The sequence below is a fragment of the Pseudomonas silensiensis genome (genome assembly GCF_050434865.1).
Classification (GTDB): Bacteria; Pseudomonadota; Gammaproteobacteria; order Pseudomonadales; family Pseudomonadaceae; genus Aquipseudomonas; species Aquipseudomonas fluorescens_W.
In genome coordinates this window covers 225425-245570 of the sequence record NZ_JBNDJH010000006.1, presented here as the reverse complement: position 1 = coordinate 245570, position 20146 = coordinate 225425, and the positions used below count along the sequence as shown (strand labels likewise).

The 20146-nt window shown below is 61.2% G+C and carries 17 protein-coding genes; 15 read left to right on the top strand and 2 right to left on the bottom strand.

All coding sequences use genetic code 11. The features are described 5' to 3' along the window. Positions 1–103: 103 nt before the first annotated feature. The 3 genes from QF010_RS11425 to QF010_RS11415 are packed head-to-tail and all read left to right on the top strand — an operon-like array spanning position 104 to position 8565. Positions 104–2161 carry a methyl-accepting chemotaxis protein gene (locus QF010_RS11425; RefSeq protein ID WP_033060457.1) on the top strand — a complete coding sequence of 686 codons (2058 nt, stop codon included), beginning with the start codon at positions 104–106 and terminating at the stop codon, positions 2159–2161. A gap of 37 nt (positions 2162–2198) precedes the next feature. Then, positions 2199–8105, top strand: a complete 5907-nt coding sequence (locus tag QF010_RS11420) for an Hpt domain-containing protein (RefSeq protein WP_429533146.1) — start codon at positions 2199–2201, stop codon at positions 8103–8105. After that, a complete protein-coding gene (locus QF010_RS11415) occupies positions 8098–8565 on the top strand; it encodes a chemotaxis protein CheW (protein WP_033060455.1) in 468 nt (155 codons plus the stop codon). Before QF010_RS11420 ends, QF010_RS11415 begins: the two co-directional genes overlap by 8 nt. A 153-nt stretch (positions 8566–8718) precedes the next feature. On the opposite strand, the gene QF010_RS11410 is transcribed toward QF010_RS11415, so the two are convergent. Next, complete coding sequence (locus QF010_RS11410) at positions 8719–9096, bottom strand: DUF6124 family protein (protein ID WP_033060454.1); 378 nt, start codon at positions 9094–9096, stop codon at positions 8719–8721. A gap of 452 nt (positions 9097–9548) precedes the next feature. Between QF010_RS11410 and QF010_RS11405 the strand changes: the two genes are divergently transcribed. From QF010_RS11405 to madM, 11 genes are all read left to right on the top strand, one after another. Further along, a complete protein-coding gene (locus QF010_RS11405) occupies positions 9549–10178 on the top strand; it encodes a nucleotidyltransferase domain-containing protein (RefSeq protein WP_429533145.1) in 630 nt (209 codons plus the stop codon). Next, positions 10141–10581 carry a hypothetical protein gene (locus QF010_RS11400; protein ID WP_033060452.1) on the top strand — a complete coding sequence of 147 codons (441 nt, stop codon included), beginning with the start codon at positions 10141–10143 and terminating at the stop codon, positions 10579–10581. Before QF010_RS11405 ends, QF010_RS11400 begins: the two co-directional genes overlap by 38 nt. Before the next feature lie 424 nt (positions 10582–11005). Continuing rightward, the gene (gene mdcA, locus QF010_RS11395) at positions 11006–12676 is read left to right on the top strand and encodes a malonate decarboxylase subunit alpha (protein WP_429533144.1); all 1671 of its coding nucleotides are present in this window, start codon (positions 11006–11008) and stop codon (positions 12674–12676) included. Further along, positions 12676–13533, top strand: a complete 858-nt coding sequence (locus QF010_RS11390) for a triphosphoribosyl-dephospho-CoA synthase (protein WP_429533143.1) — start codon at positions 12676–12678, stop codon at positions 13531–13533. The genes mdcA and QF010_RS11390 overlap by 1 nt, the downstream gene beginning before the upstream one ends. Further along, the gene (locus QF010_RS11385) at positions 13533–13832 is read left to right on the top strand and encodes a malonate decarboxylase subunit delta (protein WP_008026217.1); all 300 of its coding nucleotides are present in this window, start codon (positions 13533–13535) and stop codon (positions 13830–13832) included. The genes QF010_RS11390 and QF010_RS11385 overlap by 1 nt, the downstream gene beginning before the upstream one ends. Beyond that, positions 13825–14667, top strand: a complete 843-nt coding sequence (locus QF010_RS11380; protein WP_429511687.1) for a biotin-independent malonate decarboxylase subunit beta — start codon at positions 13825–13827, stop codon at positions 14665–14667. The genes QF010_RS11385 and QF010_RS11380 overlap by 8 nt, the downstream gene beginning before the upstream one ends. Then, entirely contained in the window at positions 14664–15467 is an 804-nt protein-coding gene (mdcE, locus tag QF010_RS11375; protein WP_429533142.1) for a biotin-independent malonate decarboxylase subunit gamma, read from the top strand. The genes QF010_RS11380 and mdcE overlap by 4 nt, the downstream gene beginning before the upstream one ends. After that, positions 15461–16081: a malonate decarboxylase holo-ACP synthase gene (locus QF010_RS11370; RefSeq protein WP_429533141.1), complete on the top strand. Its 621-nt coding sequence runs from the start codon at positions 15461–15463 to the stop codon at positions 16079–16081. Before mdcE ends, QF010_RS11370 begins: the two co-directional genes overlap by 7 nt. Next, positions 16078–16989 (top strand): malonate decarboxylase subunit epsilon, encoded by a 912-nt coding sequence (gene mdcH, locus QF010_RS11365; RefSeq protein ID WP_429533140.1) that lies wholly within the window; start codon positions 16078–16080, stop codon positions 16987–16989. Before QF010_RS11370 ends, mdcH begins: the two co-directional genes overlap by 4 nt. A gap of 61 nt (positions 16990–17050) precedes the next feature. Further along, positions 17051–17467: a malonate transporter subunit MadL gene (gene madL, locus QF010_RS11360; protein ID WP_033060440.1), complete on the top strand. Its 417-nt coding sequence runs from the start codon at positions 17051–17053 to the stop codon at positions 17465–17467. Between the two features lies 1 nt (position 17468). After that, the gene (madM, locus tag QF010_RS11355; protein ID WP_033060438.1) at positions 17469–18233 is read left to right on the top strand and encodes a malonate transporter subunit MadM; all 765 of its coding nucleotides are present in this window, start codon (positions 17469–17471) and stop codon (positions 18231–18233) included. Positions 18234–18417: 184 nt separating this feature from the next. Here madM and QF010_RS11350 read toward each other — a convergent pair whose 3' ends face one another. After that, positions 18418–19338, bottom strand: coding sequence for a LysR family transcriptional regulator (locus tag QF010_RS11350; RefSeq protein WP_150658390.1), 921 nt, complete (start codon positions 19336–19338; stop codon positions 18418–18420). A 186-nt stretch (positions 19339–19524) separates the two neighbouring features. Here QF010_RS11350 and trhA point away from each other — a divergent pair, with 186 nt between their 5' ends. Continuing rightward, the gene (gene trhA / locus QF010_RS11345; RefSeq protein ID WP_033060434.1) at positions 19525–20142 is read left to right on the top strand and encodes a PAQR family membrane homeostasis protein TrhA; all 618 of its coding nucleotides are present in this window, start codon (positions 19525–19527) and stop codon (positions 20140–20142) included. The last annotated feature ends 4 nt before the right edge of the window (positions 20143–20146 follow it).

Genomic DNA, 20146 nt, shown 5'->3' with positions numbered 1-20146 from the left:
GAACGAAAACGCGGTGTTTCTGTAAGACCGCAGCGCCTGCTTCGCGGGCAAGCCTCGCTCCTACAAGGGCATAGAGTGAATTGGGCAGGACAGGCGAGGACCGATGATAAAAGCAAAAACAGGCAAGCCAGAAGGGTCGCGCAGCCGGTCACAGATCATCGCGCTGTTCATGGCGCTGATCGTCTTCATCATGCTGCTGTTCGCCAACTTCGCGTACCTCAACACCCAGGCCACGTACGACAAACAGTACATCGGCCACGCCGGTGAGCTGCGCGTGCTGTCCCAGCGCATTGCCAAGAACGCCACCGAAGCCGCTGCCGGCAAGGCTGCGGCGTTCAAACTGCTGAGCGATGCGCGCAACGACTTTGCCCAACGCTGGGGCTATCTGAAGAAAGGCGATCCTTCCACCGGCCTGCCGCCGGCACCGTCCACCGTGCGCCCGGAAATGCGCGCCGTGCAACTGGACTGGGAACGCCTGCTGAAAAACACCGACGCGATCCTCTCCAGCGAACAGACCGTGCTGTCGCTGCATCAAGTCGCCGCGACCCTGGCCGAAACCGTGCCGCAGTTGCAGGTCGAGTACGAAAAAGTCGTCGAAACGCTTCTCCAGCGCGGTGCCCCGGCCGCGCAGGTGGCCATGGCGCAGCGCCAGTCGCTATTGGCTGAGCGGATTCTCGGTGCGGTGAACACCGTGCTGTCCGGTGATGAAAACTCGCAGCAGGCCGCCGACGCCTTCGGTCGCGATGCGGCGCGATTCGGCCTGGTGCTCAACGGCATGCTCCAGGGCAATCCGTCACTGAAAGTCAGCCAGGTTGAAGACCGCGACGCGCGCGCGCGGTTGATCGAGATTTCCGAGCTGTTCGAATTCGTCTCGGGTTCGGTGGATGAAATCCTCGAAACTTCGCCGGAGCTGTTCAAGGTCCGTGAATCGGCGACCAATATCTTCACCCTGTCGCAGACCCTGCTTGAAGAAGCCTCACACCTGGCCGGCGGTTTCGAAAACCTGGCCGGCGGGCGCAACACCGACACCATTGGCGGCTACGTGCTGGGCCTGCTGGCGCTGATGTCGATCATCCTCATTGGTCTGGTGATGGTCCGTGAAACCAACCGTCAGCTGCGCGAAACGGCCGAGAAGAACGAGCGTAACCAGAACGCGATCATGCGCCTGCTCGACGAGATCGAAGACCTGGCGGACGGCGACCTGACCGTGACCGCGTCGGTGACCGAAGACTTCACCGGGACCATCGCCGACTCGATCAACTATTCCGTGGACCAACTGCGCGATCTGGTGGCGACCATCAACCTCACCGCTGGCCAGGTCGCTGCCGCCGTGCAGGAAACCCAGGCCACCGCCATGCACCTGGCCCAGGCGTCGGAGCATCAGGCGCAGCAGATTGCCGAAGCCTCCACGGCGATCAACGACATGGCCGAGTCTATCGATCAGGTCTCGGCCAACGCTGCGGAATCCTCAGCGGTGGCCGAACGCTCGGTGGAAATCGCCAACAAGGGCAACGAGGTGGTGCACAACACCATCCACGGCATGGACAATATTCGCGAGCAGATTCAAGACACCGCCAAGCGCATCAAACGCCTTGGCGAGTCGTCTCAGGAAATCGGCGACATTGTCAGCCTGATCGATGACATTGCCGACCAGACCAACATCCTTGCGCTCAACGCGGCGATCCAGGCTTCCATGGCCGGTGATGCCGGGCGCGGTTTTGCGGTGGTCGCCGATGAAGTGCAGCGGCTGGCCGAGCGCTCGTCCGCCGCCACCCGCCAGATCGAAACCCTGGTGCGGGCGATTCAGACCGACACCAACGAAGCGGTGATTTCCATGGAGCAGACCACCACCGAAGTGGTGCGTGGCGCTCGTCTGGCGCAGGATGCCGGGGTGGCCCTGGAAGAAATCGAAGGCGTGTCGAAGACCCTCGCCGCGTTGATCCAGAGTATTTCCAACGCAGCCCAGCAACAGACGTCTTCGGCCGGTCAGATTTCCCTGACGATGAACGTGATCCAGCAGATCACCACGCAGACCTCGTCCGGCTCCACCGCCACCGCCGAGAGCATTGGCAACCTGGCGAAAATGGCCAGCCAGCTTCGGCGTTCGGTGTCCGGTTTCACCTTGCCGGCCGCAAAGGCGCAGGCTGCGGATAAAGTGTGATGCGCCTTGAGGCGCGCGAATGATGAGTGGAGTGGTTATGGGTGATCGGCACGACTATGTGGCCCTCGAGTGGGTCAAAGGCGAGATTGCCGAAACGCTGAAAGTGGCTCACCAGGCGATTGAAACGTTGCTTGATGACCCGCAGGCGACGCACGCGCTCAGTGAATGCCTGGCGTGCATCCATCAGGTTCACGGCAGTTTGCAGATGGTCGAGTTCTACGGCGCGGCGCTGCTCGCCGAAGAGATGGAACATCTGACCAGCGCCTTGCAACAGAACCGCGTCAGTCATCGCGATGAGACGCTCCACCTGTTGCTGCAAGCCATTGGGCGGCTGCCGACTTACCTCGACCGGGTGCAAAGTGCGCGCCGCGACCTGCCGCTGGTGGTGCTGCCGCTGATCAACGATCTGCGCAGCGCCCGTGGCGAAAGCCTGTTGTCGGAAACCAGCCTGTTCAGCCCGCAATTGCCGGACCTGGCGCCACTGGACGAAGAGTCGCTGGCACTGCTGGAACCGGCAGATTTACCGAATGTGCTGCGCAAGTTGCGGCAGATGTTGCAGATGGCCCTGGTCGGATTGCTGCGTGAGCAGGACGGCGAAACCAACCTCGGTTACCTGACCAAAGTTTTTGCACGCCTCGAAGGGCTGTGCGGCAACGCGCCCTTGAGCCCGTTGTGGCAAGTCGCCTCGGCGCTGGTCGAAGGCATGCGCGGCGGCTCGATTGCTAACAGTCCGGCGTTGCGTAGTCTGTTCAAGGAGGCCGATAAAGAACTGAAGCGCCTGCTCGAACAGGGCATGCCCGGAATCAATCAGCCAGCGCCGCTGGAGTTACTCAAGAGTTTGCTGTTCTACATTGCCAAGGCCGAACATCCCACCGGGCAGATGCTGACCATGAAAGATCGCTACGGACTGGACGACGCGCTGCCTGACAGCGCAATGGTCGACGAAGAACGAGCACGGCTGGCCGGTCCCGACCGCGATGCCATGCGCTCGGTGTTGGCCGCATTGTGTGAAGAACTGGTGCGGGTCAAGGAACGCCTGGACCTGTTCGTGCGCAGTGACCGCCAACACACCTCGGACCTCGAAAGCCTGCTGGCGCCCCTGCGGCAAATCGCCGACACCCTGGCGGTGCTCGGTTTCGGCCAGCCACGCAAGGTCATCATCGATCAACTGGCGGTGGTATTGAGCCTCGCCCAGGGCCAGCGTGAGCCCAACGACGCGATCCTGATGGACGTCGCCGGTGCCTTGCTCTACGTCGAAGCGACGCTGGCTGGCATGGTCGGCACCGTCGAGCCGGAAAGCCAGGAAGACAGCCGCCTGCCGACCACCGACCTGACCCAAATCCATCAGATTGTGATCAAGGAAGCGCGCATCTGCCTGCAACAGGCCAAGGACATGATCGTCGACTACATCGACGCCGACTGGGACCGCCAGCACTTGCAGCCACTGCCGGCCTTGCTGACCCAGGTGCGCGGTGCGCTGGCGATGATCCCGTTGAGCCGTGCGGCGAGCCTGATCGAAACCTGCAACCACTTCATCCGCGAGCACCTGCTGCTGGATCCGGATCATCCCGGCTGGCAGGAACTGGACAGCCTGGCCGACGTCATCACCAGCATCGAGTATTACCTGGAGCGCCTCAGCGACGACCCCGAAGCGCCGGGCGAACAGTTGCTCGACGTCGCGGAAAAAAGCCTGGCCTCACTCGGCTTTTTCCCCATCGAGCAACAGGTGCCGGTGCTTGAAGATGTGCTCAGCCCGAGTGAAGCGCAGGTCATGCAGGATCTGCAGGAACTGGATGACCCTGAGACCGTCAAGTCACTGGCCGATGTCTTGGCCAGCCCCGTGTCTTCCGTCAACCCGCCCGCCCTGACGACCCCGGGAAGCTTGTTGCCGCCGCCCGCTGGTGAAGAGCCGGTGGACGATGAGCTGCGGGAAGTGTTCCTCGAAGAGACCGATGAAGTCCTCGAAATCCTCCGGGAGTACCTGCCGCGCTGGTCGGCCGATCCCGAGAGCGAGTCGGCCCTGAGCGAACTGCGCCGGGCCTTCCATACGCTCAAGGGCAGTGGCCGGATGGTCCGCGCTTTGGTCCTGGGCGAACTGGCCTGGGCGATGGAAAACCTGCTCAACCGCGTACTGGAACGCAGCGTTCCGCCGGGGCCGGCGGTGCAGCAACTGCTGGGCGAAGCGCTGAATCTGCTGCCGGAACTGGTGGCCGAGTTTGCGGCCAATGCCCAGCGCCAGCGCAACGACGTTGACCAATTGGCCGCACGCGCCCACGCCTTGGCCAAGGGCAATGAGCCGATCCCCGACGAGGATGCGCAGGACGTCGCAGCCCTCGATCCGCTGCTGCTCGAGATCTTCCGCAACGAAGCCGAAACCCATTTGGGCAGCCTCAACCGTTTCCTCGATAAAGCCGCCGAGCATCTGCCATTGCAGGCCAGCGACGAGTTGCAGCGGGCGCTGCACACGCTCAAGGGCAGCGCCTCCATGGCTGGCGTATTGCCGATCGCCGAACTGGCAACACCGCTGGATCATCTGGCCCGGGAGTACAAGGCGCACCTGCTCGCCCTCGACCTGGACGAAGTCGAACTGTTACTCGAAGCCGAAGGCTTGTTCCGTCTCGGGTTGCGACAGCTCAAGACTGATCCGCTGGCAGAAATTCCCGGCGCCCGCTCATTGATCGAGCGAACCCAGGCGTTGCTGGCCGAGCGTCTGGAAACACTCCTGAGTGCACCGAATACCGGGTTGCGCATCAAGCGTGATCCGCAACTGATCAACAACTTCCTCGCGCAAGGCATGGACATCCTGCTCGACGCCGAAAGCCTGTTGCAGCGCTGGCAGCAACATCCCGGCGAGCGTCAGGAACTCAGCGCACTGCTGGATGAATTGACCACCCTCGGTGAAGGCGCCCACCTGGCGGATCTGCATCCGGTGGATGAACTCTGCGAAGCCTTGCTCGACCTCTACGGCGCGGTGGAAGAAAGCAGCCTGGCGGTCAGCGAGGCGTTTTTCCACGAGGCGCAAAGTGCCCACGAAGCGCTGATCAACATGCTCGACGAACTGGCCGCCGGCCAGGAAGTCAGCCCGCAACCGGAACGCATCCGGGCCTTGCGCGGGTTGCTCGATGAGAGCCTGGATCCGTCGGCCATGGGCCTGATTCGCAGCGACGGCAGCCGCACGTTGAGCATTCGGGAACTGGGCAGCGCCACGGCCGAACTGGAGCAGACCGCGACCCAGGTTGAGCTGGACGATGAAATCGTTTCGATCTTCCTCGAAGAGGCGGTGGATATCCTCGAGAGCGCCGGCCAGGCCTTGCAGCGCTGGCTGAGCGATCCGGACAACGCCGCGCCGTTGTTGTCGTTGCAGCGAGATTTGCACACCCTCAAGGGGGGCGCGCGGATGGCCGAGGTCGAGCCGGTCGGCGATCTGGCCCATGAACTGGAAAGTCTTTACGAAGGGCTGGTGGACCGCCGTTACGCCTACAGCGAAGCCTTGGCGCACTTGCTGCAACACAGTCACGACCGGCTCGCGCAGTTGCTTGATCAGTTGCAGAACCAGCGACCATTGGGCGATCCGGGTGAGCTGATCGAGGCCATTCGCGAGTTTCGCCAGGGCAACGCCAGCGCTGTTGAAACGGTCGAACCGGCACGGGCCGAGGATTCGCCGGGCCATGATCCGGAGCTTCTGGAGATCTTCCTCGAGGAAGGTTTCGACATCATCGAAAACTCTGGCGCGGCGCTGGTGCGCTGGCAGGCCGAGCCGTCGAATCGTCAGGAAGTGGAAACCCTGCTGCGTGATTTGCACACCCTCAAGGGGGGCGCGCGGATGGTGGAAATCGCGCCGATTGGCGACCTCGCCCATGAGCTGGAATTCCTCTACGAAGGCCTGTCGGCTGGCGTGCTGCAACCCACCGCCGCGTTGTTCGGCCTGTTGCAAAGCAGCCACGACCGACTGGCGCAGATGCTTGACGCGGCCCGTGCCGGTCAGCCATTGCCGCCCGCCGATCAACTGATCGACGCGATCAAGAATTTCAGTCATCCGGCCGTGCCAGAAGCACCGGCACCGGTCGTGGTGTCCGCTACGCCGAAAGTCGAGACGCCGGCACTGCAACCCGATGCCGGCGCGGACATGGTCAAGGTCTCGGCGGAACTGCTCGACGATCTGGTGAACCTGGCCGGCGAAACGTCGATCTTCCGTGGCCGGATCGAACAACAGGTCAACGATGCGCGCGTGACCCTGAGCGAGATGGAAACCACCATCGAGCGCATGCGCGACCAGTTGCGTCGTCTCGACACGGAAACCCAAGGGCGGATTCTCAGCCGCCAGCAAGTCGATGCCGAACGCTTGGGCTACGAAGAATTCGATCCGCTGGAAATGGACCGCCACTCACAGTTGCAGCAACTGTCGCGCGCGCTGTTCGAATCCGCGTCAGACTTGCTCGACCTCAAGGAAACCCTCGATCGACGCAATCAGGACGCGGAAAACCTGCTGCAACAGCAGGGCCGCATCAACACCGAATTGCAGGAAGGCCTGATGCGTACGCGCATGGTGCCGTTCGAACGGATGCTGCCGCGCTTGAAGCGGATTGTCCGTCAGGTCTCCGGCGAGCTGGGCAAAGATGTGGAATTCATCGTCGGCAATGCCGAAGGCGAGATGGACCGCAACGTTCTCGAACGCATGGCCGCGCCGTTGGAACACATGCTGCGCAACGCCGTGGATCATGGGCTGGAATCCGCCGAGGTGCGTATCGCGGCGGGTAAACCGGCTCAGGGTCGAATCACCCTCGATCTGTCGCGAGAGGGCGGCGACATCATTTTCGACATCCGCGACGACGGGGCCGGCGTGCCGCTGGACGCGGTGCGGCGCAAGGCGATCAAACGCGGGTTGCTGGCCCCGGACAGCGACATCAGCGACCGCGATGTACTGCAATTCATCCTGCAACCGGGGTTCTCCACCGCCGAGAAAATCACCCAGATTTCCGGACGCGGCGTCGGCATGGACGTGGTGCACGAAGAGGTCCGGCAGCTCGGCGGCAGCATGAGCATCGACTCTGTGGCCGGGCAGGGCGTGCACTTCCGGATTCGCCTGCCGTTCACCGTGTCGGTCAACCGGGCGCTGATGGTGCAGTGTTTTGATGATCAGTACGCGATCCCGCTGAACACCATCGATGGCATCGTTCGCGTGCTGCCCAACGAGCTTGAAGGGCATTACCGGCTCGATCCGCCGACCTACAAATACGCCGGGCAACACTATGAACTGTGTTACCTGGGCGAACTGCTGAAAACCAGCCATCGCCCCAAACTACTCGGCCAGAGCCTGCCGCTGCCGGTGTTGCTGGTGCAGTGCAACGAGCGGCACATCGCGGTGCAAGTCGACTCCATGGCTGGCACTCGCGAGATCGTGGTCAAAAGCCTCGGCCCGCAATTTGCGGCGGTGCAGGGTCTGTCCGGGGCCACGATTCTCGGCGATGGGCGGGTGGTGCTGATTCTCGATTTGCTGGCACCAATCCGCGCGATGCAGGCCCGCGTGCCGCAACAGCCAGTGACTCAGGAGGCGGAGGTCGAGCCGCACAAGCCATTGCTGGTGTTGGTGGTCGACGATTCGGTGACCGTGCGCAAGGTCACCAGCCGTCTGCTGGAACGCCACGGGATGAACGTGCTGACCGCCAAGGACGGTGTCGACGCCATGCTGCTGCTTGAAGAACACATGCCTGACCTGATGCTGCTGGACATCGAAATGCCGCGCATGGACGGCTTCGAAGTCGCGACCCAGGTACGCGCCGACGCACGTCTGCAGCACCTGCCGATCATCATGATCACCTCCCGCACCGGCCAGAAACACCGCGACCGCGCCATGGCCATCGGCGTCAACGACTACCTTGGCAAGCCGTACCAGGAATCGGTGCTGCTCGAAAGCATCGCGTTGTGGAGCAAAACCCATGCTTGATGACCATTTTTACCAGCGCACCAACAACCTGACGGGGCTGTTGTTGCCATTGGCCGACCGCAACCTGATCCTGCCCAACGTCGCTGTTGCGGAGCTTATTGATTACCAACCCAGCGCCTTCGACCTCGACACGCCGCCGTGGTACCTCGGGCGGGTCATGTGGCGGAACCGGCAGATTCCGTTGCTGAGTTTTGAGTCGGCGTGTGGACAGAAAATCGTGATCGGTGAGCGGGCGCGGATTGTCATCCTCAATGCCCTCGGTGGGCGGCCTGATTTGAAATTCATCGCCCTGCTGGTGCAGGGGATTCCGCGGTCTTACAAGCTTGATAGTCAGTTGAGCTATGTGGATGTGCCGTTGTGTTCGCTGGAAAAGGCGGCGGTGCAGGTGGGGGAGCAGGTGGCGAAGGTGCCTGACTTGCTGGCGCTGGAAGAACTGCTAGTGAGTGCGGGTCTGGTCTAACCGGATCCCTGTGGCGAGGGAGCTTGCTCCCGCTGGGTCGCGAAGCGGCCCCAAAACCTGTAACCGAGGTGTATCAGGTACACCGCATGCAATGGTTTTACGACTGCTTCGCAGCCGAACGGGAGCAAGCTCCCTCGCCACAAGGTTTCTGCGCTAAACCCCGGTCCGAGTCTTCATCTGCGCCGACTCGTGATGATCCAGAGCCCGCTCCACCAACAACTGCACCCCATCCGCCATGCGGCTGAGCGCCAAGGCTACAGAGCGGCGTGAGCCTTCCACATCGTCCGCCAGATCGGCAGCAATGGCGCTGATGGACAGGAGGTCTTCGGATGCATTGGCCAGCAGGGCTTCGGTGTCGATATCAGGGGAGACGCTGAAGAGATGATGCTTGCGGCGCTTGCCCGGTTTTTCATGGGGTGGGAAGTAGTAGGAAAAGACGCGGTCGGCGGCTTCCTTGAGTTTTTCAGCTTCGAGGGATGCTTCGGAACCGGTGTCAGTGTTATCTGCAGAGTTGGGCGTTACCTTGGACATAATGAGTTTCCGCTTACAGATTGGAATTGGCCCATTCGTTATGAATGGCGCTTTTGCGCCCTTTTTTTGGGGTTTCCAGTCCCAGTCACTGGATGTGCAGCGACACGCAAACGATAAGGACCAACGCAAAACCGCACCAGTCGGCGGGTTCCGGCATTGCTGTAGGCAGCGACGCCAGACTGCGTAGCCGCTCACCCTTCCTGCGGAGAAACTTTTAAACACAAAACCCCAGGCTGTCGGACCCTGTGGCGAGGGAGCTTGCTCCCGCTGGGTTGCGAAGCAGCCCTCAAAACCTGCAACCGGGGTGTATCAGGTACACCGAGTGCGATGGTTTTACGACTGCTGCGCAGCCGGACGGGAGCAAGCTCCCTCGCCACAGGATTTTTGTCATCCCTTGATAAGTCCCTAAAAGGGACCTATCGTTCCTTTTTTGGGACTTATCGGTCATTGCCGTGAAAAACCTGTCATTGAGCGAAGCCTTGTTCACCACCACCCAGCAAAAAGTGCTGGGCCTGCTGTTTAGTAAACCCGACCGAAGTTTTTACGCCAATGAGATCGCCCGCTGGGCTCAAGTGGGTAAAGGCAGCCTTATGCGCGAGCTGGATCGGTTGCAGCGGGCAGGCGTTCTGACCATGACCCGTCAGGGCAACCAGACCCATTATCAAGCCAATCCCGACTGCCCGATCTATGCGGAACTGCTGGGTATCGCCCGCAAAACTTTTGGTATTGCCGAACCTCTGCGCCAAGCGCTCCAACCCTTTGCCGAACAGATCACTTGGGCATTTGTGTACGGCTCTATCGCCAAGGATCAGGCAAACGCATCCAGTGACATTGATCTCATGCTGATCGGCGAGGGCCTGCACTACAGTGAAGTGATGGAGCGGCTTATACCGATGGAGGAGCAGTTGGGCCGCGTCCTCAACCCGACGCTCTACACCCCCGACGACTGGGCCGCAAAACTGGCGGCTGAAAATAGCTTCGTCGTGCGGGTAGCGCAGCAGGACAAGATCAACCTGATGGGGGGAAACCCTTTGGAGTCCAAGGATGGGCAGCAACGAGAACCTGGAAAACCTGTTACGTAGCGGTGGACTGAAAGCTGAACCGCCGGATCGCAAGGAATGCGAAGGGCTGATGCGTTCGGCGGTAGACCGATTGAAAGACGCGCAAACGTCTTCGCTTTCCTTCGCGAGTCGTTTCGACCTGGCTTACAACGCTGCCCATGCCCTTGCACTGACGGCTCTTCGCTTGTGCGGCTACCGTTCAGACAAGCGATATCTGGTGTTTCAGTGCCTGGTACATACCGCTGATATTGGCAAAGTACAGGTTCGGCTATTCGCCCTGTGTCATGAGCGACGAAATCTGGCGGAGTACGAAGGCTATATGGATGAAGATCCGGCGTTGTTGGCGCAGTTGTTGAAAAGTGCTGAACAGCTTCTGATTCGAGTGCAGGAACAGATGGCGTCCTTCAGTTCATCGTGGACCTGATCGCTCCCACGCAGAGTGTCCCAAAAAAGGGACTGATTGGTCCTTTTTTGGGACTTGTCGATGATTGCTGTGGAGCTTTCTCAGGACATATGTTTCAACACAAAAACCAGGTGTGTTCGAAATCCACCCCTCACCCCAACCCTCTCCCCAGAGGGGCGGGGGGGGGAAGGGAGCAGATCTTCATGCTTTTCAGGTCCTGAATTCGACTCAGGAATTTCAGGTCGCAGCATTCAGCACAAACACCTCGGTCAGTCCCCTCTACCCTCTGGGGAGAGGGTTAGGGTGAGGGGTGAATCTAACTGACACAAAAGAAAACCAGACCAACCATTACCCTGACCGTAACGATCCGTCTCTCTGCTTGATTGATGCCCCCCACCCAACACTCCTAAGGTGACTCCCACGACAGCGAACCCGTGGAGTGGTCATGACAACAACAATATCCCCCGACTCGCGATGGACGCGGCGGCGCAGCGAAAAGCAGCGGCGTCTCGAGCTGGTACGGGGTTTCGCCGACGGTGTGGTCTTGCCCTCCGACAAAATCGTTGCGGCGCTGGAGGCCTTGATCCTGCCCGGCGACCGTGTGGTGCTGGAGGGCAATAACCAGAAGCAGGCGGATTTCCTGTCCCGCTCCCTGGCCAAGGCCGATCCGGCAAAGCTGCATGACCTGCACATGATCATGCCCAGCGTCGGACGCTCCGAGCACCTGGACCTGTTTGAACGTGGCATCGCCCGCAAGCTCGACTTCTCTTTCGCCGGCACCCAGAGCCTGCGCATCAGCCAGTTGCTGGAAGACGGCCTGCTGGAAATCGGCGCGATCCACACCTACATCGAGCTCTATGCGCGACTGGTGGTCGACCTGATTCCCAACGTCGTGCTCTCGGCCGGTTTCATGGCTGACCGCGCCGGCAACATCTACACCGGCCCGAGCACCGAAGACACACCCGCCTTGATCGAACCGGCCGCCTTCAGCGACGGCATCGTCATCGTTCAGGTCAATCAACTGGTGGACGACGTCAGCGAGTTGCCTCGCGTCGACATCCCGGCCTCATGGGTCGACTTCGTGGTGGTGGCCGACAAGCCGTTCTACATCGAGCCACTGTTCACCCGCGACCCGCGCCACATCAAGCCTGTGCATGTGCTGATGGCAATGATGGCGATCCGCGGGATCTACGAAAAACACAACGTCCAGTCCCTGAACCACGGCATCGGATTCAACACCGCCGCCATCGAACTGATCCTGCCAACCTACGGCGAATCCCTCGGCCTGAAGGGCAAAATCTGCCGCAACTGGACGCTCAATCCGCATCCAACCCTGATCCCGGCCATCGAAAGCGGCTGGGTCGAAAGCGTGCATTGCTTCGGCACCGAACTGGGCATGGAAAACTACATCGCCGCTCGGCCCGACGTGTTCTTCACCGGCCGCGATGGCTCTCTGCGTTCCAATCGAATGTTCTGCCAACTGGCCGGGCAATACGCGGTGGACCTGTTCATCGGTGCGACGCTGCAAGTCGACGGCGACGGCCATTCCTCCACTGTGACGCGCGGACGCCTGGCCGGTTTCGGTGGTGCGCCGAACATGGGCCATGACCCACGCGGTCGCCGCCACGGCACCCCAGCCTGGCTCGATATGCGCCACGACGATGCGCCCGAAGCGCTGCTGGAGCGGGGCAAGAAACTCGTGGTGCAAATGGTCGAGACCTTCCAGGAGGGCGGCAAACCGACCTTTGTCGAAACCCTCGACGCCGTGGAAGTGGCGAAGAAAAGTGGCATGCCGCTGGCACCGATCATGATCTACGGCGATGACGTCACTCACTTGCTGACCGAAGAAGGCATCGCCTATCTCTACAAGGCGCGTTCGCTGGAAGAACGTCAGGCGATGATCGCGGCCGTGGCCGGAGTCACCGTGATCGGCCTGCGCCACAACCCGAAAGACACCGCGCGCATGCGCCGCGAAGGTCTGATCGCCTTGCCCGAAGACCTCGGCATCCGCCGCACCGACGCCACCCGCGAATTGCTCGCCGCCAAAAGCGTGGCTGATCTGGTGGAGTGGTCCGGTGGCCTCTATAACCCGCCCGCCAAGTTCAGGAGCTGGTAATGCACGCATTTAACCTGCAACCGAAAACCCTGTCGTTGGCCGAGCGCCTGGCGGATCTGGCCGTGGACGCGCTGATCGACGAAGCGGACCTGTCGCCGAAACCGGCGCTGGTCGACCGTCGCGGCAATGGCGCGCACACCGATTTGCACCTCGGGCTGATGCACGCCTCGGCGCTGTGCCTGTGGCCTGCGTTCAAGGAAATGGCGGAGGCCGCCATTGAATTCGGCGAGGTCTGTTTGCCGCTGCGCGAAGCCATTGGCCTGATCGGTCGTGAAGGCGAGGAAGTGATGCTCGCCACCACGGGTGGGGTGAATGCCCATCGCGGCGCCATCTGGGCCTTGGGTTTGTTGGTCGCGGCGGCTGCATTGGAACCTGAATCCACTGGCGCAGGCTCCATCACTTTGCGCGCTGCACGTCTGGCTTTGCTCGACGACCGTTACGCGCCGCGTCCTCTGAGCCACGGCGCGCAAGTCGCCCAGCGTTACGGCGCTCGTGGTGCCCGTGAAGAAGCCCAGCTTGGTTTCCCGGCAGTGATTCAACGGGCGTTGCCGCAACTCAAACGCAGCCGCGCTGCCGGCGATGGCGAGCAGAACGCCCGGCTCGATGCCTTGCTGGCGATCATGACGGATCTGGCCGACACCTGCGTGCTGTACCGCGCAGGCGAACAAGGCCTGCAGACCATGCAGCTCGGCGCCCAAGCCGTGCTCGATGCGGGCGGCAGCGCCAGCCTCGCCGGTCGCCGCCGTTTGCACGAATTGGACGAACAATTAATCGCATTGAATGCGTCGCCCGGTGGTGCAGCGGATTTGCTCGCCGCCTGCCTGTTTATCGACCGCATCGAGTCCGGAGCTTTCTGATGGAAACCTTATCTTTTGAATTCCCCGCCGGGCAGCCACCACGCGGCCGAACGCTGGTGGGTTGTGTCGGCTCGGGCGACCTGGAAGTGCTGATCGAACCGGGTCAGGCCGGCAAACTGACGATCAAGGTGCAGACCTCGGTCAACGGCGCCGAACAACGCTGGCAGCATCTGTTCGCGCGGATGTTCGACGGTCAGACACCGCCGGCGATGGCGATCGATATCCACGATTTCGGCGCGACGCCGGGCGTGGTGCGCTTGCGTCTGGAACAAGGCTTTGAGGAGATCGGCCATGACTGATCTCCTCCAGAAGCACAGCTTCGTCGAACTCGGCGCCCGGCAACGGGCAAAAGCCTTGCTCGACGCCGGCACCTTCCGCGAATTGCTCGACCCGTTTCAACGCGTCATGTCGCCGTGGCTGTCGCGCCAGGGTGTGGTGCCGCAAGCGGATGACGGCGTGGTGATCGCCAAGGGCAGCATCGACGGTTTGCCGGTGGTGATCGCCGCCATCGAAGGTGCATTTCAGGGCGGCAGCCTCGGTGAGGTCGGCGGGGCGAAAATTGCCGGTGCGCTGGAGCTGGCCGCCGAAGACAACCGCAAGGGCATTCCCACTCGCGCCGTATTGCTGCTGGAAACTGGTGGCGTGCGCTTGCAGGAAGCCAACCTCGGGCTGGCGGCGATTGCCGATATTCATGCGGCGATTGTCGATCTGCGCCAATACCAGCCAGTGGTTGGCGTGGTGGCGGGCAGCGTGGGTTGCTTTGGCGGGATGTCGATTGCTGCCGGGTTGTGCAGTTATTTGCTGGTGACTCAGGAAGCGCGGCTTGGCCTCAACGGTCCGCAAGTGATCGAACAGGAAGCCGGGCTTGAGGAATATGACTCCCGTGATCGTCCCTTCATCTGGAGCCTGACCGGTGGAGAGCAACGTTTCGCCAGCGGTTTGGTGGATCGTTTTGTCGCTGACGACGTGGCGCAGGTTCAGCAGCAGGTCAGCGAATTGCTTAAGCAAGGTTTGCCGGAACAGCAACGCAGCCGTCAGGCCGAATTGTTCCTGCAACGCTTGGCCCGTCTGGACGCCGAGCCGCAAATCGAGCCGTCAACGGTTCGCGATCTGTATCAAGGAGAGCGCTCATGAGTTCGTATTCCCTGAGAGGTTTGAACTGGTTCAACGCCTTGAGTGCGGGCACAAAACCGATTGATGGTTTGCCCGCTTCATTGAAGGTTGCCGACGGTGTATTGGGTGACCGACCCGTTCGCTTTATCGCGGTGGTGGCTGATCCTGACAACCGTTTCGTCCGCGCCCGCAATGGCGAGGTCGGTTTGCTGGAAGGTTGGGGTTTGGCGAAGGCTGTGGATGAAGTCATCGCAGCCGATCTGGATAAACCGCAGAAACGCGCCGTGATCGCCATCGTCGATGTGCCGAGCCAGGCCTACGGTCGGCGTGAAGAAGCGCTTGGCATTCATCAGGCCTTGGCCGGTGCCGCCGACAGTTATGCCCGCGCCCGACTGGCCGGCCATGCAGTGATTGGTTTGCTGGTGGGCAAGGCGATGTCCGGGGCGTTTCTGGCTCATGGGTACCAGGCCAATCGGCTGATTGCGCTGCGCGATCCTGGCGTGATGGTGCATGCGATGGGCAAGGCGTCGGCGGCGCGGGTGACCTTGCGCAGTGTTGAAGAACTCGAAGCCTTGGCCGCCAGCGTGCCGCCGATGGCGTATGACATCGACAGCTACGCGAGCCTTGGGTTGCTCTGGGAAACTTTGTCGGTGGAACAGATCGAGCAGCCGACGGCGGCGGATCTCACGCGGGTGACTGAATGCCTGAGCCAGGCGATTGGCGATGTCGCCACCAGTGGCCGAGACCTGAGCAGTCGCTTGGGCGCGAGTAACCGTGCGGCGTCGAGCCAGGTTCGCCAATTGCTGAGAGAGCAGTGGTGAATACGCTTCTGGCCCACGACCTGCTCTGGGGGATGACCCCGGAGCAGTTGCCTGCGGATGCACCTTCGTGGGTGATCGAGTCGATCAGTGCGGGTCAACCGGTGGTGGTTCGGCGTGCGTTGAGCGCGGCGGATCACATCGCGGTCGGCGTGCGTGGGCGTTTGCGTGAGCAGCGTTATGCAACGGTGATGTCGGTCGATGCGATTCAGCGTCACGTACGGCCGGAAGCGCTTTGTCATGTCTCGATTGATCGGGATTTGCCGGCAGTACGCGCCCTCAATCAACTGCGGCCGATGCTCGATTCCTGTGAGTGGGTGTGGGGTGTCAGCGGCAGCGCCGGGTTTGAATTGGCCAGCGGTTTTCAGGCGTTGCATGAGGGCAGTGATCTCGACTTGATTCTGCGTACACCGCAGCCGTTGGGTCGTGTACAGGCGCAGGAACTGGTGAAGATTCTTGATGCTGCTGTCTGCCAGGTGGACATGCAGTTGCAGACTCCATTCGGCGCCGTCGCCTTGCGCGAATGGGCCAGCTCTGCACGTCGGGTTTTGCTGAAAAATGCGAGCCAAGCTGTTCTGGTGATTGATCCGTGGAACCCGCAGGAGCAAGCAGCGTGAGCAGTTTGCTGGTGTTTCCCGGCCAGGGCGCGCAGCAGCCGGGCATGCTCCATCGTTTGCCTCGGGAAACAGTGATCGAGGCGAGTGAAGTGCTTGGCGAAGATACATTGCTGCTGGATTCCGCCGAGTCGTTGAAGTCGACAAGGGCCGTTCAGCTCTGCCTGTTGATCGCCGGCGTCGCGGCTTCACGCCAGTTATTAATGGCGCCGGATTACGTGGCGGGATTGTCCATCGGCGCCTACCCGGCAGCGGTGGTCGCCGGCGCCTTGAACTTCAGCGATGCGCTGCATCTGGTCAGCCTGCGCGGTGAGTTGATGCAACAGGCTTATCCACAAGGCTATGGAATGACGGCAATCATCGGTCTGGACCTGGCCACGGTGGAAGGTTTGCTGACGCAGGTTCACAGCGACGAAACGCCGGTTTACCTGGCCAACATCAACGCCGATAACCAGGTGGTGATTGCCGGCAGCGATGGCGCGATGAAAGCCGTCGCCGAGTTGGCGAAAGGTCGCGGTGCAGGCCTGGCCAAACGTCTGGCCGTCAGCGTGCCGTCCCACTGCCCGCTGCTGGAAACACCTGCGAAAACCCTGGCCGAAGCCTTCGCCAAGGTGCAGCTGAAAACACCGACGCTGGGCTACCTGAGCGGCAGTCGCGCCCGGCCCGTTATCAACACTGAAGCCTTGCGCGACGACCTGGCGTTCAACATGTGCCGCGTGGTGGATTGGCGCGGCACGGTACAAAGCGCCTACGAGCGTGGCGTACGTCTACAGATCGAACTGCCGCCCGGTGCGGTGCTGACCGGGCTGGCGCGCCGGGTGTTCGAGCAGGGCACCGTGATTGCCTTCGACGGTGCGCGGCTCGATACCTTGCAGGCGCTGTTGCGTGAGGAGGGAAGCCGCCAACCCTAGACCACTCAGGCCTTCGAACAACAAAAACAACATTCGACGATGCACTTTGAGGACAACAACAATGATTATTTACGGTGTGGCGCTGTTGGCGATTTGTACGCTGGCAGGGGTGATCGTGGGCGACATGCTCGGCGTGTTGCTGGGCGTGAAATCCAACGTTGGCGGTGTCGGGATCGCGATGATCCTGCTGATCTGCGCACGTTTGTGGATGCATAAACACGGCGGCATGACCAAGGATTGCGAGATGGGCGTCGGCTTCTGGGGCGCCATGTACATTCCCGTCGTGGTCGCGATGGCCGCGCAACAGAACGTCGTCACCGCCCTGCACGGTGGCCCGGTGGCGGTGCTGGCGGCGATCGGTTCGGTGGTGATCTGCGGTTGCACCATTGCGCTGATCAGCCGGACTCACAAAGGCGAACCGTTGCCCGATGAACCGGCGGACATAACGCCGGTCGGCACACCAGTAGGAGGCCGCTGATATGTGGGATCTCATCGAGAAAGGCCTGGAACATAACGGTCTGGTCACGGCGTTCGCATTCGTTGGCGTGATCATGTGGGTGTCGGTGGTGCTGTCCAAGCGCCTGACGTACGGACGGATTCACGGTTCGGCGATTGCCATCGTCATCGGGCTTGTTCTGGCCTGGGTTGGCGGCACCATGACCGGCGGGCAAAAAGGCTTGGCGGACTTGTCGTTGTTCTCCGGCATCGGGTTGATGGGCGGCGCCATGCTGCGGGACTTTGCGATCGTCGCCACGGCGTTTGAAGTGCAAGCCACCGAAGCGAAGAAGGCCGGTTTGATCGGTGTGATTGCGCTGCTGCTGGGCACCATCCTGCCGTTCATTGTCGGCGCGAGCATGGCCTGGGTGTTCGGTTATCGCGATGCGATCAGCATGACCACCATCGGCGCGGGCGCGGTGACCTACATCGTCGGGCCGGTGACCGGTGCGGCGATTGGTGCGAGTTCCGATGTGGTGGCGTTGTCGATTGCCACCGGGTTGATCAAGGCAATTTTCGTAATGGTCGGCACGCCGATGGCCGCGAAATGGATGGGGCTGGATAACCCGCGCTCGGCGATGGTGTTTGGTGGGTTGGCCGGGACGGTGAGCGGTGTGACGGCCGGGTTGGCGGCGACGGATCGGCGGTTGGTGCCTTATGGCGCGTTGACGGCGACGTTCCACACCGGGCTTGGGTGCTTGCTTGGGCCTTCGCTGCTGTACTTCATTGTTCGCGGGATTGTGGGGTAGGACTCAAAAACCACCCCTCACCCCAGCCCTCTCCCCACGGGGGAGAGGGGGAAAGGGAGCAGATTGGGGGCCTTTCAAAACCTGAGTTCGACTCGATATTTCAGGTCGATGTAGCTTGAAAGAACAACTCGGTCGGCTCCCTCTCCCCTCTGGGGAGAGGGCTGGGGTGAGGGGTGGTTCTTCGTCACACCACAGCATTACGATTGGCGTACATCCGACACTCCGCCAGCAACGCCAACAGATTCGGATCCCGCTCCTTGGCCTTCAAGAACACCACCCCAATGTGCTGCTGCAACCGATACTTTTCCTGCAGCGGAATCAGCTTCACCCGGTTCTCATACACCGCCGCAATCCGCCCCGGCAGCAACGCATAACCCACGCCTGAGCTGACCATGCTCAGCAGGGTGAAGATGTCGTTGACCTGCATCGCCACCTTCGGTTCGAACCCCGCCTGCTTGAACACCCGATTACCGTCCTGGTGCGTGGCAAAGCCCTGGGTCAGCGTAATGAATGTCTCGTCGCGCACTTCGGCAAGGTCGACTTCGGTCCGTTGGGCAAACTTTGAATCCGCCGGTGTGGCGAGAAAGATGTCGTCGGAAAACAGCGGAATCTGCTCGCAGTCCGGGTCGTTGACGCTCTCGTCCAGCGACACCAGGATCGCGTCGACTTCCATGTTCTTGAGCTTGTAGAGCAAGTCGAAGTTCGAGCCGAGGATCAGGTCGATGTTGAGTTCGCTGCGGCGGATCTTCAGGCCCATGATCAGCTGCGGCACCGTTTTCACCGTCAGCGAATACAGCGAGCCCAGCTTGAAACGCTCGGCGGAGAACCCGGCCGCTTCGCGGGTCAGGCGCACGGTTTCGACCACGTCCTGAATCAGCTTCTGCGCGCGTTCTTCCAGCACATAAGCGCTTTCCAGCGGCGTGAGATTGCGGCCTTCGTGCTTGAACAGCGGGCAGCGCAGGGCGCTTTCCAGGGAATGGATTGCCCGGTGCACGCTGACATTGCTGGTCTGCAATTCGGCGGCGGCCCGGGCCAGGTTGCCGGTGCGCATGAAGGCCAGGAACACCTCGAGTTTTTTCAGGGTCAACTCTTCATCGATCAGCATGGTGCAGACTCTTATTCGAATGGATCGATTGTGCACTCATGCGATCTTTTGTAGCAGCTGTCGAGTGAAACGAGGCTGCGATCTTTTGATCTTTTTAAAAGCAAGATCAAAAGATCGCAGCCTCGTTTCACTCGACAGCGCCTACAGTTTGCGCAATGTTGCAGTGAATTTTGAGGTGAGCAACACATGTATCACGGGGAAAGATTGAACGCCTGGACGCATCTGGTCGGGGCGGTGGCAGCGGTGGTCGGGGTGGTGTGGATGCTGGTAATCGCCAGCATGGACGGCAGTCCGTGGAAGATCGTCAGTGTGGCGATTTACGGGTTCACCTTGCTGGTGCTTTACAGCGCGTCGACCGTTTACCACAGCGTGCGCGGGCGCAAGAAAGCGATCATGCAGAAGGTCGATCACTTTTCGATCTATCTGCTGATTGCCGGCAGCTACACGCCGTTCTGTCTTGTGACGCTACGTGGGCCGTGGGGCTGGACGCTGTTCGGGATTGTCTGGGGGCTGGCGCTGATCGGCATCCTGCAAGAGATCAAACCGCGTTCCGAAGCGCGGATTTTGTCGATCGTCATCTATGCGGTGATGGGCTGGATCGTGCTGGTGGCGGTCAAGCCGTTGCTGGCGGCGTTGGGCAGCACAGGTTTCGCCTGGCTGGCGTCGGGCGGCGTGTTGTACACCGTGGGCATTATCTTTTTTGCGCTGGACAGTCGTTTGCGCCATGCCCACGGGATCTGGCACCTGTTCGTGATCGCCGGGAGTTTGCTGCACTTCGTGGCGATTCTGTTTTATGTCCTTTGAAGCC

Coding starts and splice junctions, on each gene's coding strand:
- QF010_RS11420 (WP_429533146.1), top strand. CDS start 2,199: ATGGGTGATCGGCACGACTATGTGGCCCTCGAGTGGGTCAAAGGCGAG.
- madL (WP_033060440.1), top strand. CDS start 17,051: ATGATTATTTACGGTGTGGCGCTGTTGGCGATTTGTACGCTGGCAGGG.
- mdcA (WP_429533144.1), top strand. CDS start 11,006: ATGACAACAACAATATCCCCCGACTCGCGATGGACGCGGCGGCGCAGC.
- QF010_RS11390 (WP_429533143.1), top strand. CDS start 12,676: ATGCACGCATTTAACCTGCAACCGAAAACCCTGTCGTTGGCCGAGCGC.
- QF010_RS11410 (WP_033060454.1), bottom strand. CDS start 9,096: ATGTCCAAGGTAACGCCCAACTCTGCAGATAACACTGACACCGGTTCC.
- QF010_RS11400 (WP_033060452.1), top strand. CDS start 10,141: ATGGGCAGCAACGAGAACCTGGAAAACCTGTTACGTAGCGGTGGACTG.
- madM (WP_033060438.1), top strand. CDS start 17,469: ATGTGGGATCTCATCGAGAAAGGCCTGGAACATAACGGTCTGGTCACG.
- QF010_RS11380 (WP_429511687.1), top strand. CDS start 13,825: ATGACTGATCTCCTCCAGAAGCACAGCTTCGTCGAACTCGGCGCCCGG.
- QF010_RS11415 (WP_033060455.1), top strand. CDS start 8,098: ATGCTTGATGACCATTTTTACCAGCGCACCAACAACCTGACGGGGCTG.
- QF010_RS11385 (WP_008026217.1), top strand. CDS start 13,533: ATGGAAACCTTATCTTTTGAATTCCCCGCCGGGCAGCCACCACGCGGC.
- mdcE (WP_429533142.1), top strand. CDS start 14,664: ATGAGTTCGTATTCCCTGAGAGGTTTGAACTGGTTCAACGCCTTGAGT.
- QF010_RS11350 (WP_150658390.1), bottom strand. CDS start 19,338: ATGCTGATCGATGAAGAGTTGACCCTGAAAAAACTCGAGGTGTTCCTG.
- QF010_RS11425 (WP_033060457.1), top strand. CDS start 104: ATGATAAAAGCAAAAACAGGCAAGCCAGAAGGGTCGCGCAGCCGGTCA.
- trhA (WP_033060434.1), top strand. CDS start 19,525: ATGTATCACGGGGAAAGATTGAACGCCTGGACGCATCTGGTCGGGGCG.